Consider the following 15,849-nt stretch of genomic DNA (forward strand, 5'->3'; position numbering starts at 1 on the left):
ATATGGCAGCAAGAGATGAGAGAACAAGAACACAGGTATTGCAAGACCACTTTCGCCGTTTCTCTAGAGTAGAAAAGGCTTTTTATGGGTCGATTGTCTTAACAGCTGTGATTTTAGCCATAAGTATCGTCTTTATGCAGACACGAATTTTACAAGTACAGAGTGAGTTGACTGATTTGAATACGGAACTAGAAGCCAAAAAGACGGAATTGGCAGATGTTCGTCAAGAGGTCAATGAATTAACACGTTATGACCGCTTATCACAGTTGGCTAGCTCCCAAGGAATGAAGCTGCAAAAAGAAAATCGAAAAACAGTGAGTGCAAGTAGTGATGAATAAATTTAAAAAATTTTTAATCAGGTATTCGATAAAGAAACGTCGCTTGCCGGATCAGAATCGAAAACAAGTTGGGAAAAATCTCAGTGTACTGGCGATTTTCCTCTTTTTTCTCTTTCTGATTAATTTTGCAATGATTATTGGGACTGACAAAAAATTCGGTGTGACCTTATCGGATCAAGCAAAAAAAGTCCATGAGCAGACGGTTATTGTTCCTGCAAAACGTGGAACGATCTATGACCGAAATGGAGCAGTAATTGCTGAAGATGCTACGACCTATAACGTTTATGCCGTTATTGATAAAAAGTACAAATCAGCAACTGGAAAAATCCTCTATGTAGAAGAGAGCCAATTTAAAAAAGTAGCAGAAATCTTTAAGCAGTACTTAGGGATGGATGAAGATTACGTCATTCAACAGTTGTCGCAAAAGAAATTGAAACAGGTTTCTTTTGGATCGAACGGAAACGGCATTACTTATAGTAATATGACGGCTATCCGTGAGGCCATGGAAGCGGCGAAGATTGAAGGGGTTGCCTTTACAACTAGTCCAAATCGAAGCTATAAAAATGGAGTTTTTGCCTCTCAATTTATAGGGCAGGCCTCTCTTCAAGAAGATAAAGAGGGGAATAAAACCTTGAAGGGGCAATCAGGAATGGAGAAATCCCTCGATCGTATTCTCGCTGGTCAAAATGGAGTCATCACCTATGACAAAGACCGAAACGGGAATATCGTTCCTGGTTCAGATAAGGTTTCTGTCAAAACAGAAGATGGAAAAGATGTTTATACGACCATCTCAGCAGAATTGCAGACCTACCTTGAGACACGTATGGATGTTTTCCAAGAAAAAGTAAAAGGAAAGTATGTTAGTGCGACTCTTGTGAGTGCAAAAACAGGAGAAATCCTTGCGACAACGCAACGTCCTTCCTATAATGCGGATACCAAACAAGGGCTGGATCTGAAAAACTTGAAAACCTGGAATACCATCCTTTATCAAGATCAATATGAACCGGGTTCAACGATGAAGGTCATGTTATTAGCTTCGGCGATTGATCATGGAACCTTCCCAGCTTATAATGAGGGATACTACAATAACGAACTACAAGTAAAAGATGCGACCATCCGTGACTGGGATGTCAATATGGGCTTGTCAGAAGGTCGCTATATGAATATTGCCCAAGCTTTTGCCTATTCAAGTAACATTGGGATGACCAAGCTTGAACAGAAGATGGGCAATAATGTCTGGATGAATTACCTCACACTCTTTAAGTTCGGACTTTCTACACGTTTTGGAATGGGAGACGAAAGTTTTGGAGGTCTACCAAGTGATAACTATGTCACTCAAGCCATGTCTTCTTTCGGTCAAGGGATTTCGGTGACCCAAACGCAGATGTTACGTGCATTTTCTGCCATTGCAAATGATGGGGAAATGTTGGAGCCGAAGTTTATTAGTGCTATCTACGATAAAAAATCAGACACAGCCCGCAAATCAAAAAAAGAAGTTGTTGGAAAACCAGTTTCAGGATCAGCTGCGCAACAGACACGGAACTATATGATCACTGTTGGAACAGATCCAGAGTATGGGACTTTGTACAGTGATGGACCTATCATTCAGGTACCCGGTCAAAACGTTGCAGTGAAATCAGGGACTGCCCAAATTGCGACAGATCAAGGATACTTACAAGGAGAAAATGATTATATCAACTCGGTTGTAGCCATGACACCTGCAGAAGATCCTGAATTCATCATGTATGTGACGGTCCAACAACCAGAAGTGAAATTCTCAGCGACCAGCTGGGAAGAGCTGGTCAATCCTATTTTGGAAGATGCAGTTGCTTTAAAAGACGAATTGCATTTGACATCAGAGGCACCAACGTTGGATGGTGTGACCAAAGAAACGACCTACAAAATCCCTTCAGTAGAAACTCTCTCTAAGGAGTTGAATCTGAAACAAAATTTGAGCCCAGGTGCTTATTCAGAGGAATTGCGTCGCAATTTGGTGCAACCAATTGTCCTAGGAACCGGGAAAAATATCCGCAAAATGTCTGTGGATATAGGCTCTAAAGTCAAAGCCAATCAGCAAGTATTGTTATTGACAGAAGACTTTGATGCGGTTCCAGATATGTATGGTTGGACAAAGAAAAATGCGGACATCTTTGGAGAATGGACTGGAATTGAGATTACCTATAAAGGTAGTGGAAAGAAAGTAACCAAACAAAGTGTCAAAATGAACACCTCACTCAATAAAACTAAAAAGATTACGTTAACATTAGGAGACTAAGATGTATATTGCTACGATCCTTGTATCGTTTCTATTAACAGTGGCTGCTATTCCAGCCTTTATTCGATTTTACCATCGTGCTCATATTTCCGGGCAACAAATGCACGAAGATGTGAAACAACACAAAGCGAAAGCTGGCACTCCGACAATGGGTGGAGTTGTATTTCTCATTACAGCCGTTCTAGTTAGTTTTGTCGTTACCGTATTGACTGGAAATTTCACGCGCCCTGTTCAACTTATTCTATTTATCTTGATTCTATATGGAATTGTTGGATTTTTGGATGACTTTTTAAAAGTCTTTCGTAAGATTAATGAAGGTCTCAACCCAAAACAAAAATTAGCCCTTCAACTTGTTGGTGGAATCATCTTCTATATTTTTTCTGAACGCCACGGTGCAGGAAGCCTTTTGAATGTCTTTGGTTACGATCTTTACTTGGGTCATTTCTACATTCTCTTTGCTTTGTTTTGGTTGGTTGGATTTTCAAACGCGGTCAATTTGACAGATGGGATTGATGGATTAGCCAGCATCTCCGTTGCTATTAGCCTGAGTGCCTATTCCTTTATTGCCTATATGCAAGGAAAATGGGACATTCTCTTTGTGACTTTGAGTATGATTGGGGCCTTGCTTGGATTCTTTGTCTTCAACCACAAGCCGGCTAAAATCTTTATGGGCGATGTCGGTAGTCTAGCTCTTGGAGGGATGCTTGCAGCCTTGTCAATGGCTTTGCATGTCGAGTGGACGCTGCTCTTGATTGGTCTGGTCTATGTCATTGAAACAGGTTCAGTGATGCTACAAGTGACCTATTTCAAATGGACCAAGAAACGTTACGGGGAAGGACGTCGGATTTTCCGAATGACTCCTTTCCACCATCATTTAGAACTGGGTGGCCTTTCTGGCAATGGGCAAAACTGGTCAGAATGGAAAGTGGATGCCTTTATGTGGAGCATTGCCTTGGTGACAAGTGTCGTGACTCTAGTCCTTCTCTACCTATAAAACGACGGTGGGCTTGCCCATCGTTTTTTTGCTGACTCAGAGAGACTTCGCTGGTTAGGAAAAATGACCCATAAGAGAGGCAAGAAGACAGCTTTTCTGATATAATAATAGAGATCATGAAAGGAACTGAGAAAATGAAATTTACAGAGTTTAATTTTAAGCCCTATATTCAAGAGGCACTGAAAGAAATCAATTTTAGAGAAGCAACCGAAGTACAGGAAAAACTAATTCCGATTGTCCTAGCTGGAAATGATTTGGTAGGAGAGTCAAAGACAGGTTCTGGGAAAACCCATACTTTCCTCTTGCCGATTTTTCAAACCTTAAATGAAGACAGCCAACAAGTAGAAGCGGTCATCACGGCTCCTAGTCGGGAGTTGGCGACGCAAATTTACCAAGCTGCTCGTCAAATCGCTAGTCATTCTGAAAAAGAGATTCGGATTGTAAATTATGTTGGAGGAACGGATAAAAGCCGTCAGATTGAAAAACTGCAGGTCAAACAACCACATATCGTGATTGGAACTCCAGGCCGGATTTATGATCTGGTTGCATCGGGTGATCTGGCTATTCATAAGGCCCATACTTTTGTGGTGGATGAGGCAGATATGACACTGGACATGGGATTCTTGTCTACTGTGGATAAGATTGCTTCAAGTCTTCCGCAACAACTGCAATTTTTAGTTTTTTCAGCCACCATTCCGCAAAAATTGCAGCCTTTCTTGAAAAAATATCTCTCAAACCCAGTCATGGAGCAAATTAAGACTAAGACGGTGATTTCAGATACCATCGATAATTGGCTGGTTTCCACCAAGGGTCGGGATAAAAATGAGCAAATTTACCAATTGACCAAGACCTTGCAACCTTATTTGGCCATGATTTTCGTTAATACCAAAACGAGAGCAGATGATCTCCATGCCTATTTGGTGGCTCAGGGATTGAAAGTGGCAAAGATTCACGGAGATATCCCACCACGTGAACGGAAACGGATCATGAATCAGGTTAAAAATCTTGATTTTGAGTATATTGTGGCCACAGATTTAGCGGCTCGTGGAATTGATATCGAAGGGGTGAGTCATGTCATCAACGATGCTATTCCACAAGATCTTTCTTTCTTTGTCCACCGTGTCGGTCGGACAGGGCGCAATGGTCTACCAGGTGTCGCTATTACTCTTTATCAACCGAGTGATGATTCAGATATCCGTGAACTAGAAAAAATGGGAATTCGTTTCGTACCGAAAGTGTTGAAAAATGGGGTTATTGAAGATACTTATGATCGGGATAGACGGGCCAATCGTGAGAAAAAGCAAGAGAAACTCGATATCGAAATGATTGGTCTGGTGAAGAAGAAAAAGAAAAAAATCAAACCAGGCTACAAGAAAAAAATCAAATGGGCAGTTGATGAAAAGAGGAGAAAAGCTAAGCGAGCTGAAAACCGTGCGCGTGGTCGGGCGGAACGAAAGGACAAACGTCAAACTTTCTAACCCCTTCTTTCACATGTTCAGAAGAAAACATAGATTTTCTTTATGAACTCCATAAAGAAAATCTATTAGGAACTTGTCTAAAATTATGATAGACTAAATTTGAGTAGTCTATCATTTTTCTATTTCTGTAGCAATTTTTGGAATTCCGATAGTGAATGTGATAGAATGTTTATGTTTGAGAAAGGAAGTAACAAAAATGTTTACAACTAATCTTTTAGCTGCCAACTGGTATGCTGACTTTTTAAAACACGTTCCAGATAGCAAGCTGTTTAGTTTGAGAGCCGTATTGGATGCATTTCCGGCAGTCATTGGGAAATTGCCTGTGACGATTTTATTAGCCCTAGGAGGCGCATTTTTTGGGATTATTTTTGCCATGATTTTTGCTCTGGTCAAAATTAATCGTGTACGAATTCTTTACCCGATTCAAGCTGTTTTTGTCAGTTTTTTGCGGGGGACTCCTTTGTTGGTTCAGTTGATGTTGACCTATTATGGGATTCCTCTTATTTTAAAAGCGATCAATCAGTCTTATGGAACAGCTTTTAATATTAATGCCATTCCAGCTGAGTTATTTGCAATTGTGGCTCTTGCCTTTAATGAGGCGGCTTATGCGAGTGAGACCATCCGGGCAGCCATTTTATCAGTGGATCCTGGTGAAATTGAGGCAGCGCGTAGTCTTGGAATGACCAACCGTCAAGTTTATCGCCGGATTATTATTCCCAATGCAGCAGTCGTTGCAACTCCTACTTTAATCAACTCTCTCATTGGCTTGACCAAGGGGACCTCGCTAGCCTTTAGTGCCAGTGTAGTTGAAATTTTTGCCCAAGCACGGATTATTGGGGGGAGCGATTTGAAGTACTTTGAACGCTTTATCACGGTATCGATTGTTTACTGGATTGTGAACATTCTCATTGAAATACTAGGCCGTCACATTGAACGTCGACTGGATATTGAGACTCCCGTAGCAATTGATTTACCAGATCAGGAGGTCCGGATCTAATGATTTATATTTCAGAATTATCAAAGACATTTTCAGGTCAAAAGGTTTTAAATAATCTAAGTTTGGAAATTCAAAAAGGGGAAGTCGTGGCCTTAATCGGGTCTTCGGGAGCTGGTAAATCAACCTTCTTACGCAGTTTAAACTATTTGGAAGCTCCAGACAGTGGTAGAATTAAGATTGATGATTTCGAGGTTGATTTTGAGCACATTACCCAAGATCAAATCTTGACCTTAAGAAGAAAATTGGCCATGGTGTTCCAACAGTTTAATTTGTTTGGTAGAAAAACAGCTCTTGAAAATGTGAAAGAAGGGCTCATTGTTGTGAAGGGCTTATCCGACCAAGAAGCAACGAAAATTGCTCGAGAAGAACTAGCAAAAGTCGGTTTATCGGATCGTGAAAATCACTATCCTCGTCACCTCTCAGGTGGACAAAAACAACGGGTGGCTTTGGCCCGTGCCTTGGCCATGAAACCAGAGGTTCTTTTGCTGGATGAACCGACTTCAGCCTTGGATCCAGAATTGGTTGGAGAAGTTGAAAAATCCATTGCCAATGCAGCAAAATCAGGACAAACCATGGTACTGGTCAGCCATGATATGTCTTTTGTAGCGCAAGTAGCAGATAAGGTCTTATTTTTGGATAAAGGACGGATTATTGAATCTGGAACACCAGAGGAAATCATGCAACATCCAAAAGAAGAACGGACAAAAGAATTCTTTGCTAGTTACAAACGGACCTATGTTTGATATAATAGAGGAGAGGTAAGACTCAGCTGGCGATGCTAGCTGGGTTTGTTTTCTGAAAATGTAAAAATATTTGGAGACGTGATGTTAAATAAATTATTGTCCTTATATTTACAAAGTTTAGTGACGACAACGATTTTAGTTGGGATCGCTTCTTGTATTTGGATTGGCTACCGTGCCCTTAAGAAGAAAGATAAAACAGCCAAGCAACGACAAGCCCATTTGTATGATATCCTCTTAATTGATATCATGACGATTCCTATTTTAACCTTTGCGGTCATAGGGATTTTGTTTATCTTTCAAGCACGATAATTGCAAAAAGACTGTGTTAGAATTATAATGGTTACAACAAAACAGAAAGAGGTTGAGTATGTTTGATACAGTGATTATTGGAGCAGGTCCTGCAGGGATGACTGCTGCCCTTTATGCAGCACGAAGCAATTTAAAAGTCGCATTGATTGAGAGAGGAATTCCAGGCGGTCAAATGAACAATACGTCTGACATTGAAAACTATCCTGGCTATGCGAATATTAGCGGCCCAGATTTGGCTGAAAAAATGTTCGAGCCTTTAGAAAATCTTGGTGTAGAACATTTGTTTGGTCAGGTAGAGCGCATCGAAGACCACGGAGCAACCAAAAAGATTGTCACAGATGATGGGGAATTTGAAGCTAAAACCGTGGTGATTGCAACAGGGTCTAACCACCGTTCATTGAATGTCCCTGGTGAAGAAGAGCTGAATAGTAGAGGGGTTTCCTACTGTGCTGTTTGTGATGGAGCTTTCTTTAGAGATGAGGATCTCTTGGTCGTTGGTGGTGGCGATTCTGCGGTAGAAGAAGCTGTCTTTTTGACTCAGTTTGCAAAAACAGTGACCATTGCCCATCGTCGTGATCAATTGCGTGCCCAAAAAGTTCTTCAAGATCGTGCCTTTGCCAATAATAAAATTCACTTTGCTTGGAATACGGTTGTTGAAGAAATTAAGGGTGAACAAAAAGTAACGTCTGTCCTTTTAAAAGATGTGAAGACAGGAGAGGTTAGAGAGCAAGCCTTCGGTGGTGTCTTTATCTATGTTGGTTTAGATCCTGTCAGTGATTTTGCGACAGAACTTGGTATTTTAGATGAAAATGGCTGGGTGATCACGGATGATCATATGAGAACCACAGTCCCTGGTATTTTTGCAGTTGGCGATGTTCGTCAAAAAGATTTGCGTCAAGTGACGACAGCCGTCGGAGACGGTGCGATTGCTGGCCAAGAAGTTTATAAATATATCACAGAAAACTTTTAATCAAAAAAAAATCTGAGCTTCCTGTCTCAGATTTTTTTCATGCTTTCCTTTCAGTATTCAATAGGGCTGAAATGTGCTATAATGGTACTAATTTTATGGTAGGAATTCATAGAACAAATCAATAAAAAAGAGGTATACATATGTATCCAGATGACAGTTTAACGTTGCATACTGATTTATACCAAATCAACATGATGCAAGTCTATTTTGATCAAGGTATTCACAATAAACATGCCGTATTTGAAGTGTATTTTCGTCAACAGCCTTTTAAAAACGGCTACGCAGTATTTGCTGGCTTAGAGAGAATTGTGAAATACTTGGAAAACTTGAGTTTTTCTGAGAGCGATATTGCCTATTTAGAGTCACTTGGTTATCATGGGGACTTCTTGGAATATCTCCGTGATCTCAAGTTGGAATTGACGGTACGCTCGGCTCAAGAAGGAGACTTAGTCTTTGCGAATGAACCAATTGTTCAGGTAGAGGGCCCTCTAGCTCAGTGTCAATTGGTGGAAACAGCCCTTTTGAATATCGTCAACTTTCAGACCTTGATAGCCACAAAAGCTGCTCGTATTCGTTCAGTCATTGAAGATGAGCCTTTGATGGAATTTGGAACACGTCGTGCGCAAGAAATGGATGCTGCCATTTGGGGAACTCGTGCAGCAGTCATCGGAGGTGCCAATGGAACTAGTAATGTTCGTGCAGGAAAACTCTTTGGAATCCCAGTTTTAGGAACTCATGCCCATTCTCTTGTACAGGTTTATGGGAATGACTACCAGGCCTTTAGGGCTTATGCGGAAACCCATAAAGATTGTGTCTTCCTCGTCGATACTTATGATACCCTGCGTATTGGGGTCCCTGCTGCTATTCAGGTAGCGCGTGAAATGGGAGATAAAATCAATTTCCTAGGCGTCCGGATTGACTCAGGAGATATTGCTTATATTTCTAAAAAGGTTCGCCAGCAATTAGATGAGGCTGGGTTTACAAATGCTAAAATCTACGCTTCTAATGACTTGGATGAAAATACCATCCTCAACTTAAAAATGCAAAAAGCAAAAATTGATGTTTGGGGTGTAGGAACCAAGTTAATTACAGCTTACGATCAACCAGCGCTTGGAGCGGTATACAAAATTGTCTCTGTTGAAAACGAAGCAGGAGAGATGATCAATACCATCAAGCTTTCCAATAATGCAGAGAAAGTTTCTACTCCTGGTAAAAAGCAAGTCTGGCGGATTACCAGCCGTGAAAAAGGTAAGTCAGAAGGGGACTACATCACTTATGATGGAGTAGATGTTTCACAACTGACTGAACTTAAAATGTTCCATCCGACTTATACCTACATTAATAAAACGGTCCGAAATTTTGAGGCCATTCCTCTTTTAGTGGATATTTTTAAAGAGGGTCAATTGGTTTATCAACTGCCAACATTATCAGAAATTCAAGAATATGCTCGTAAAAATTACGATCAATTATGGGATGAATACAAGCGCGTCCTCAATCCACAGCATTACCCAGTTGACTTGGCCAAAGATATTTGGCAGGATAAGATGGATCTGATCGAGGAAATGCGTAACAAGGCCAATGGAGAAGGAGAAGCAAAATGAGTTTGCAAGAAGAGATTATCCAACAATTGGGTGTCAAGCCAAGCATTGATCCTCAGGAAGAGATTCGCCGCTCGGTTGATTTCTTAAAAAGATATCTAAAAAAACATCCCTTCTTGAAAACATTTGTATTAGGGATCTCAGGAGGACAAGATTCGACTCTTGCTGGGCGATTAGCTCAATTAGCCATGGAAGAAATGCGCTCAGAGACAGGAGATGCCTCCTATCAATTTATTGCTGTTCGCCTTCCTTATGGGGTACAGACAGATGAAGAAGATGCTCAAAAAGCTTTGACCTTTATCCAGCCAGATGTCAGCCTAGTCGTTAACATCAAGGAATCAGTTGATGCCATGGAACGCGCTGTCGAAGCAACAGGAACGGATATCTCCGACTTCAACAAGGGCAATATCAAGGCTCGCAGTCGCATGATTGCTCAGTATGCTTTAGCAGGTGCGCGGAGTGGAGCCGTTATTGGGACGGACCATGCAGCGGAAAATATTACAGGTTTCTTCACAAAATTTGGAGATGGTGGTGCAGATATTTTACCCCTTTTCCGTTTGAACAAGCGCCAAGGAAAACAATTGCTTAAAGCCTTGGGAGCTGATCCTGCTCTCTATGAGAAAATCCCAACTGCAGATTTGGAAGAAGAAAAACCAGGAATAGCAGACGAAGTAGCGCTGGGTGTCACCTATAATGAAATCGATGATTACCTAGAAGGCAAACAAGTGAGCCCAGAAGCTCAAGCCACTATTGAAAAATGGTGGTACAAAGGCCAACACAAACGCCACCTGCCAATCACAGTATTTGATCATTTCTGGGAGTAAAAAGGTCCACTGGACCTTTTTAGCCCGAGTCTTAAAATAGGAAAACGAGACAGAAATCGGTAACTCGCAGAGTTCGATTTCGTAGTCTCACCATACAATATTGTGAAAAGCATCAAAAAGAAGGGCGATTTCATCCGTCCTTTTCTTCTAGATTAAAGTAACCAACTTGCAACGTTCAAGTTGCATGAAAAAATGAAGGGAGACAATCTATGAATCATCTTGGAAGTCTTGTCATAGAGACAGAGCATTTATACTTGAGGCCTTTCGTTTTGGAAGATGCACCAGCGATGTTTGAAAATTGGGCTTCGGATCCTGAAACCCTGAAATATGTCACTTGGGATGCCCATGCATCTACTGAGAGAACCAGAGAATCGATCAAAAGATGGATCGAACAGTATCGTAAACCAGATACTTATAAATGGGCGCTTTGTTTGAAAACATCACTGGATCAGGTAATTGGAGATATTAGTGTGGTTTCTCAAGACCAGGAAAGTCAATCATGCGAGCTAGGTTATATCCTTGGCAAGAAATTCTGGGGGCGGGGATTCATGACAGAAGCCGTCATAGCTGTTTTGGATTTCTTATTGAACAAAGTCGGATTTAAAGAAATCAAAGCCACTTATGTCAGTTTAAATCCTGCTTCAGGGAAAGTCATGGAAAAGGCAGGAATGCAGTATGTAGAAACCATCCCTCATGCCATTCAACGCAAAGGATATTGCGGGGATAAAATCATCTATTCTAAACAGAATCCCTCTCTATAGGGTGATTTTTACTTGAAGATTCTGCTCAAAGGATTATAATAGTAAATAATGAAAAAAGGAGATTGCTATGTCAGAATTAACGAAAGAATTTACAGACCAGCTCTATGCTAATTATGAAGCAAATGTGAAATATGCGGCTCTTGAAAATGCTGTTACCCACAATGGGATCCATGCATCGCTTGAAACGCGCAAGAGTGCAGTAGAAAATACACCAGTTTTTTCACTTGATTTGACCAAGGATAAGGTGACAAACCAAAAAGCATCTGGACGTTGTTGGATGTTTGCTGCTTTAAATACCTTCCGTCACAAGATGATTTCAAGCTTCCAATTGGAGGATTTTGAATTGTCTCAAGCACATACTTTCTTTTGGGATAAGTATGAAAAATCAAACTGGTTTTTGGAGCAAGTGATTGCTACAGCAGACCAAGAATTGACCAGCCGTAAGGTGACTTTTCTCCTACAAACCCCACAACAAGATGGCGGTCAATGGGATATGGTGGTATCTCTCTTTGAGAAATACGGAGTGGTTCCAAAATCAGTTTATCCAGAATCGATTTCTTCAAGCAATAGCCGGGAATTGAACACCTACCTCAATAAACTCTTGCGTCAAGATGCGCAAATCTTGCGTGATTTGATTCACTCAGGCGCAGATAGTGAGGCAGTTGCGAGCAAGAAACAAGCGCTGTTGCAAGAAATTTTTAACTTCTTGGCTATGTCTTTAGGATTGCCTCCACGTGAATTTGACTTTTCATACCGTGATAAGGACAACCAATTCCATAGTGAAAGTGGCTTAACTCCACAAAGCTTCTACAAAAAATATGTAGACCTTCAATTAGACGATTACGTCTCTATTATCAATGCCCCAACTACAGACAAGCCATATGGAAATTCTTACACCGTAGATATGCTGGGCAATGTTGTTGGTAGCCGTCCAGTCCGCTACCTAAATGTTCCAATGGATCGATTGAAAGAATTAGCCATTGCTCAAATGAAAGCAGGGGAAACTGTCTGGTTTGGTTCAGATGTAGGCCAAGTCAGCAACCGTAAAGCCGGAATCCTGGCAACAGATGTCTACGATTTTGAAGCAGGCATGGACATTCATTTGACACAAGACAAGGCGGGTCGCTTGGACTATGCAGAAAGTCTCATGACACACGCTATGGTCTTGACAGGGGTTGATTTAGACGAAGCAGGTCAGCCTCGTAAATGGAAGGTTGAAAATTCATGGGGAGACAAGGTCGGTACAGATGGTTACTTTGTGGCTTCTGATGCTTGGATGGATGAATATACCTATCAAATCGTGGTTCGTAAAGAATTCCTAACAGCAGACGAATTAGCAGCCTATGAAGCAGAACCAATTGTCCTAGCACCGTGGGATCCAATGGGAGCTTTAGCAAAATAATGATATAGAAAAGAGCCGAAAGGCTCTTTTCAGATTGAAGACAAAATATCTTAAAAACTTTCCTTAGGTGAGTACGGACGTCAGCGAACTTCTTTAAAGTTCCATGACTAATTATTGAGTCTAAGGTCTCAATAATTCCGAGTGCCTGAAACAATAACGTTTCAAGCACTTTTCTCACAGCGGAAAGTTTCAGTATTTTCTTAAATCGATTTAAATATTGGAACTCAATTTTGTTTTTTGCAGAATCACTTAACTTATTTTGCTTTAAAATAGTTTGTCTACATTCTAATAAGAGCCGAAAGGCTCTTTTTTTTTTATATACTCAAAAATAAAAAAGCTGGGAAGTCTAACTAAATAAATCAGATTTTATTCGTTCTGGTTTTTTAACCATTGTTTTAAAAAAAGCCGGGCAAAAGCCCGACTTCTCCATTCTATTATTCGTTATGATTGTTAGAGTCTTGCGAAGAAGGCTCAGATGGTTTAGATTGATTTTCTTCGTTCGAAGAGCTAGACGATGGTTCTTCATACGAATACTGATCAGTGGAATAACTTGGCTCATAGTAGTAGTTATTGTAGTTGTTCTTACCATTGTTTAAGTAGAGATAAGAACCACTTCGATACAGTCCACTTGGTTGCGTCCAATCCGTATGACCAGAGTTATTATTATTAGCAAGATAGAGCATCATTTGACGGTAGACATCCGTTGCGACCTGTATTCCATTATCCAATACTGGTGTAAAGCGATTGGAATAACCTGTCCATACTGCCATGGCATATTCAGGAGTGTAGCCTACAAACAATTCATCCGGTGTTACAATATTTGAATAAGCATTTTTTGTCAATTTACCGATTTCGTTATCAGCATAGTTTGATGTACCTGTCTTACCAGCTTGGTAGATTCCCGAAATGGCAGCATTTGTACCGGTACCAGACAAGAGAACTGTCTTCATCATATCTGTCATCATGTAGGCAGTTGTTGCTTTCATTGCACGAGTTCCTTCGGACTCAAATTCCTTGGTTGTGCCATCACTAAAGACAACCCGACTAACATAGGATGGTTTGTAATAGGTACCGCCATTGGCAAAAGCAGCATAGGCAGCTGCCATTTTCTCACTGCTGGCTCCGTATTTGTTGCTAGAATCGCTAGTGTTACTCGAGATAGCGTTGGCGTAAACCATTTCTGGGTAATCGATCCCTAATCCATTGAGGAATTTCTTAGCTTGTTTAAGACCAACTTTTTCCAGGGCCTTCACCGCAGGCACGTTACGAGATTGTTGAATTGCGTAGGTAATGGACATGCTACCATAGTATGAACGGTCCCAGTTGTAGACAGGCGTTGATGAATGAGGGAAGTTGTATGGCGCATCTGTTGTAGTAGCTGCTGTAGAGGTATATTCCTCATGTTCAAGAGCTGGTGCGTAATCTGTGATTGGTTTCATTGTTGAACCCCAGTCACGGTTCGTTTCAACCGCTTGGTTTGTACCAAAGGAAACATTGCTGGATTGGTGACGAGAACCCAGCTGAGCAATGACTTTACCAGTATTGACATCAATAACGGTAGAAGCTACTTGCATTTCATCATCCGGGTAATTGACATATTCATCTGTATTGTAGATATCCCATAGTTTCTTTTGAGCTTCTGTATCCACGTTTGTATAGACATCCATTCCGGTTGTCAACAAATTGTAGCCTGTTTCTTCTTCGACCTGCTCGATCACTTCTTTCAGGTAATTATCCATATAGGCTGGGTAACTGCTTGAAGAACTAAGACTTTGCAGACCATCTGTAACAGGTGTATTGACCGCTGCTTCGTATTGTTTGTTAGAAATGGTCTTCATATCAAGCATTTCTTTTAATACTAAGTTTCGGCGCTGTTGCGCTGCTTCAGGATGGGAGTATGGATCGTATTGGTTTGGTGCTTGGGGCATCCCCGCAAGGAGTGCCAATTGAGGGAGCGAAAGATCTTTTAGATCTTTTCCGTAATAACTTTTCGCAGCTGTCTGCATTCCGTAGTTCCCATTCGCCATAAATACTTTATTGACGTAATAGGTCAAGATTTCTTGTTTAGTTGCTTTCTTTTCTAGTTGGGTTGCTAACCAAGCTTCTTGGATCTTACGAGAGAGGGTACGGTCTGAGGCCGAAGTGGAGAAATAAGTTAATTTGATCAATTGTTGCGTCAAGGTTGACCCACCTTGACTTCCTCCTCGTAAGTTGTGAAGGAAGGAACCGCCGATCCGAATGATGTCGACCCCACGGTGATTGAAGAAACGGTGGTCTTCAATCGCTACGATAGCATTGACCAAATCAGTAGGGATTTCATTGGCTGTGACATTGATTCGTTTCTCAGCCCCCAAATCTGCGATCAGATTGTTTTGGTTATCATAGATCTTACTAGATGTTGTTGCAACCAAATCTTTTTCAGACAAGGTTGGTGCTTTCATAGCATAGTAACTAAATATCAGTCCACCAAGGACAAATAAAAGTAAGAAAAATGAAATGGCTGCAATCGCAACATATTTCAACCATTGAATGACTGTTTGTTTATTCATTTAAATACCGCCTAGAAGTTTCTGTTCGATAATATCAAGATAAGGAACGCTCGGAAGTCGATTCTCATCTACTAGAAAGCCGTGCTCCTGAATATAGGAGAGGGGCATGGATTTACTACCATGATCGATGTTGTAATAGTGAATTAATGCAGGAGCAGGTAGTAGGTAGGTTTCACTCAACTTTGCAAAATGCAAGAGAACGAAACAGATGCCGCCTTGCTGGACAACCGCCTCCATATGATCGATTTGATGTTGATGAAAATTTTTCATCGGCATGGATTGCTTTTGCTGTGTTTCCTTAGCTTCAAAATCGATATAGCGTCCCTTGTATACTCCAGAATAGTCCGTCGTTGAGGCTTGCCTGAAATAGGCTTCAACAATCTTTGCCCGACTGCGACGTGGATAATCCACTTTCACGATTTGAATCGGTGTTGGTTTTTTATGGATGACTGCCAGACCTCGAGAAAGATAGTATTGATTACTTTCATTGATCATTTTTTCAAATGTCATCCCACGATTCGCAAAGTCGACTGGATGTTTCCTTTGTGTAGAGACCAAGGTTTTTTTGGTTACTTTATGTGGATAGTTGACCATAGTTCTCCTTATTGGTA

At 41.0% G+C, this 15,849-nt stretch carries 14 protein-coding genes; 12 read left to right on the forward strand and 2 right to left on the reverse strand.

Going from position 1 to position 15,849, the window contains the following annotated elements:
- The first annotated feature begins 2 nt into the window (after window positions 1-2).
- The 12 genes from ftsL (at window position 3) to pepC (ending at window position 12,689) form a co-directional block, all read left to right on the forward strand.
- Complete coding sequence (gene ftsL, locus TZ97_RS09845; protein ID WP_003010374.1) at window positions 3-338, forward strand: cell division protein FtsL; 336 nt, start codon at window positions 3-5, stop codon at window positions 336-338.
- A complete protein-coding gene (gene pbp2x, locus TZ97_RS09850; protein ID WP_045760260.1) occupies window positions 331-2,613 on the forward strand; it encodes a penicillin-binding protein PBP2X in 2,283 nt (760 codons plus the stop codon). Before ftsL ends, pbp2x begins: the two co-directional genes overlap by 8 nt.
- Window position 2,614: 1 nt before the next feature.
- Window positions 2,615-3,607: a phospho-N-acetylmuramoyl-pentapeptide-transferase gene (gene mraY, locus TZ97_RS09855; RefSeq protein WP_003014926.1), complete on the forward strand. Its 993-nt coding sequence runs from the start codon at window positions 2,615-2,617 to the stop codon at window positions 3,605-3,607.
- A gap of 134 nt (window positions 3,608-3,741) precedes the next feature.
- A complete protein-coding gene (locus tag TZ97_RS09860; protein WP_045760261.1) occupies window positions 3,742-5,085 on the forward strand; it encodes a DEAD/DEAH box helicase in 1,344 nt (447 codons plus the stop codon).
- Window positions 5,086-5,281: 196 nt separating this feature from the next.
- Window positions 5,282-6,082, forward strand: coding sequence for an amino acid ABC transporter permease (locus TZ97_RS09865; RefSeq protein ID WP_024054761.1), 801 nt, complete (start codon window positions 5,282-5,284; stop codon window positions 6,080-6,082).
- Window positions 6,082-6,825 (forward strand): amino acid ABC transporter ATP-binding protein, encoded by a 744-nt coding sequence (locus TZ97_RS09870; RefSeq protein ID WP_003003991.1) that lies wholly within the window; start codon window positions 6,082-6,084, stop codon window positions 6,823-6,825. Before TZ97_RS09865 ends, TZ97_RS09870 begins: the two co-directional genes overlap by 1 nt.
- Before the next feature lie 81 nt (window positions 6,826-6,906).
- Window positions 6,907-7,134, forward strand: a complete 228-nt coding sequence (locus TZ97_RS09875) for a DUF4059 family protein (RefSeq protein ID WP_003003995.1) — start codon at window positions 6,907-6,909, stop codon at window positions 7,132-7,134.
- Window positions 7,135-7,192: 58 nt separating this feature from the next.
- On the forward strand, window positions 7,193-8,104 hold the full coding sequence (trxB, locus tag TZ97_RS09880; RefSeq protein ID WP_045760262.1) for a thioredoxin-disulfide reductase: 912 nt from the start codon (window positions 7,193-7,195) through the stop codon (window positions 8,102-8,104).
- 140 nt (window positions 8,105-8,244) lie between these two features.
- Entirely contained in the window at window positions 8,245-9,705 is a 1,461-nt protein-coding gene (locus TZ97_RS09885; protein ID WP_045760263.1) for a nicotinate phosphoribosyltransferase, read from the forward strand.
- Window positions 9,702-10,526, forward strand: a complete 825-nt coding sequence (gene nadE / locus TZ97_RS09890; protein WP_031575281.1) for an ammonia-dependent NAD(+) synthetase — start codon at window positions 9,702-9,704, stop codon at window positions 10,524-10,526. Before TZ97_RS09885 ends, nadE begins: the two co-directional genes overlap by 4 nt.
- 209 nt (window positions 10,527-10,735) lie before the next feature.
- Window positions 10,736-11,287 (forward strand): GNAT family N-acetyltransferase, encoded by a 552-nt coding sequence (locus TZ97_RS09895; RefSeq protein ID WP_031575284.1) that lies wholly within the window; start codon window positions 10,736-10,738, stop codon window positions 11,285-11,287.
- Between the two features lie 67 nt (window positions 11,288-11,354).
- Window positions 11,355-12,689 carry an aminopeptidase C gene (gene pepC, locus TZ97_RS09900; RefSeq protein WP_045760264.1) on the forward strand — a complete coding sequence of 445 codons (1,335 nt, stop codon included), beginning with the start codon at window positions 11,355-11,357 and terminating at the stop codon, window positions 12,687-12,689.
- A gap of 434 nt (window positions 12,690-13,123) precedes the next feature.
- On the opposite strand, the gene pbp1a is transcribed toward pepC, so the two are convergent.
- Window positions 13,124-15,238 (reverse strand): penicillin-binding protein PBP1A, encoded by a 2,115-nt coding sequence (pbp1a, locus tag TZ97_RS09905; protein ID WP_021154545.1) that lies wholly within the window; start codon window positions 15,236-15,238, stop codon window positions 13,124-13,126.
- The gene (gene recU / locus TZ97_RS09910) at window positions 15,239-15,832 is read right to left on the reverse strand and encodes a Holliday junction resolvase RecU (RefSeq protein WP_045760265.1); all 594 of its coding nucleotides are present in this window, start codon (window positions 15,830-15,832) and stop codon (window positions 15,239-15,241) included.
- Window positions 15,833-15,849 lie beyond the last annotated feature (17 nt).

The organism is Streptococcus parasanguinis (assembly GCF_000963275.1).
In the GTDB taxonomy this organism is placed as follows: domain Bacteria; phylum Bacillota; class Bacilli; order Lactobacillales; family Streptococcaceae; genus Streptococcus; species Streptococcus parasanguinis_B.

What these genes read in the sequence shown, in the direction of transcription:
- ftsL (WP_003010374.1), top strand. Translation starts at nt 3, where the DNA reads ATGGCAGCAAGAGATGAGAGAACAAGAACACAGGTATTGCAAGACCAC.
- pbp2x (WP_045760260.1), top strand. Translation starts at nt 331, where the DNA reads ATGAATAAATTTAAAAAATTTTTAATCAGGTATTCGATAAAGAAACGT.
- mraY (WP_003014926.1), top strand. Translation starts at nt 2,615, where the DNA reads ATGTATATTGCTACGATCCTTGTATCGTTTCTATTAACAGTGGCTGCT.
- TZ97_RS09860 (WP_045760261.1), top strand. Translation starts at nt 3,742, where the DNA reads ATGAAATTTACAGAGTTTAATTTTAAGCCCTATATTCAAGAGGCACTG.
- TZ97_RS09865 (WP_024054761.1), top strand. Translation starts at nt 5,282, where the DNA reads ATGTTTACAACTAATCTTTTAGCTGCCAACTGGTATGCTGACTTTTTA.
- TZ97_RS09870 (WP_003003991.1), top strand. Translation starts at nt 6,082, where the DNA reads ATGATTTATATTTCAGAATTATCAAAGACATTTTCAGGTCAAAAGGTT.
- TZ97_RS09875 (WP_003003995.1), top strand. Translation starts at nt 6,907, where the DNA reads ATGTTAAATAAATTATTGTCCTTATATTTACAAAGTTTAGTGACGACA.
- trxB (WP_045760262.1), top strand. Translation starts at nt 7,193, where the DNA reads ATGTTTGATACAGTGATTATTGGAGCAGGTCCTGCAGGGATGACTGCT.
- TZ97_RS09885 (WP_045760263.1), top strand. Translation starts at nt 8,245, where the DNA reads ATGTATCCAGATGACAGTTTAACGTTGCATACTGATTTATACCAAATC.
- nadE (WP_031575281.1), top strand. Translation starts at nt 9,702, where the DNA reads ATGAGTTTGCAAGAAGAGATTATCCAACAATTGGGTGTCAAGCCAAGC.
- TZ97_RS09895 (WP_031575284.1), top strand. Translation starts at nt 10,736, where the DNA reads ATGAATCATCTTGGAAGTCTTGTCATAGAGACAGAGCATTTATACTTG.
- pepC (WP_045760264.1), top strand. Translation starts at nt 11,355, where the DNA reads ATGTCAGAATTAACGAAAGAATTTACAGACCAGCTCTATGCTAATTAT.
- pbp1a (WP_021154545.1), bottom strand. Translation starts at nt 15,238, where the DNA reads ATGAATAAACAAACAGTCATTCAATGGTTGAAATATGTTGCGATTGCA.
- recU (WP_045760265.1), bottom strand. Translation starts at nt 15,832, where the DNA reads ATGGTCAACTATCCACATAAAGTAACCAAAAAAACCTTGGTCTCTACA.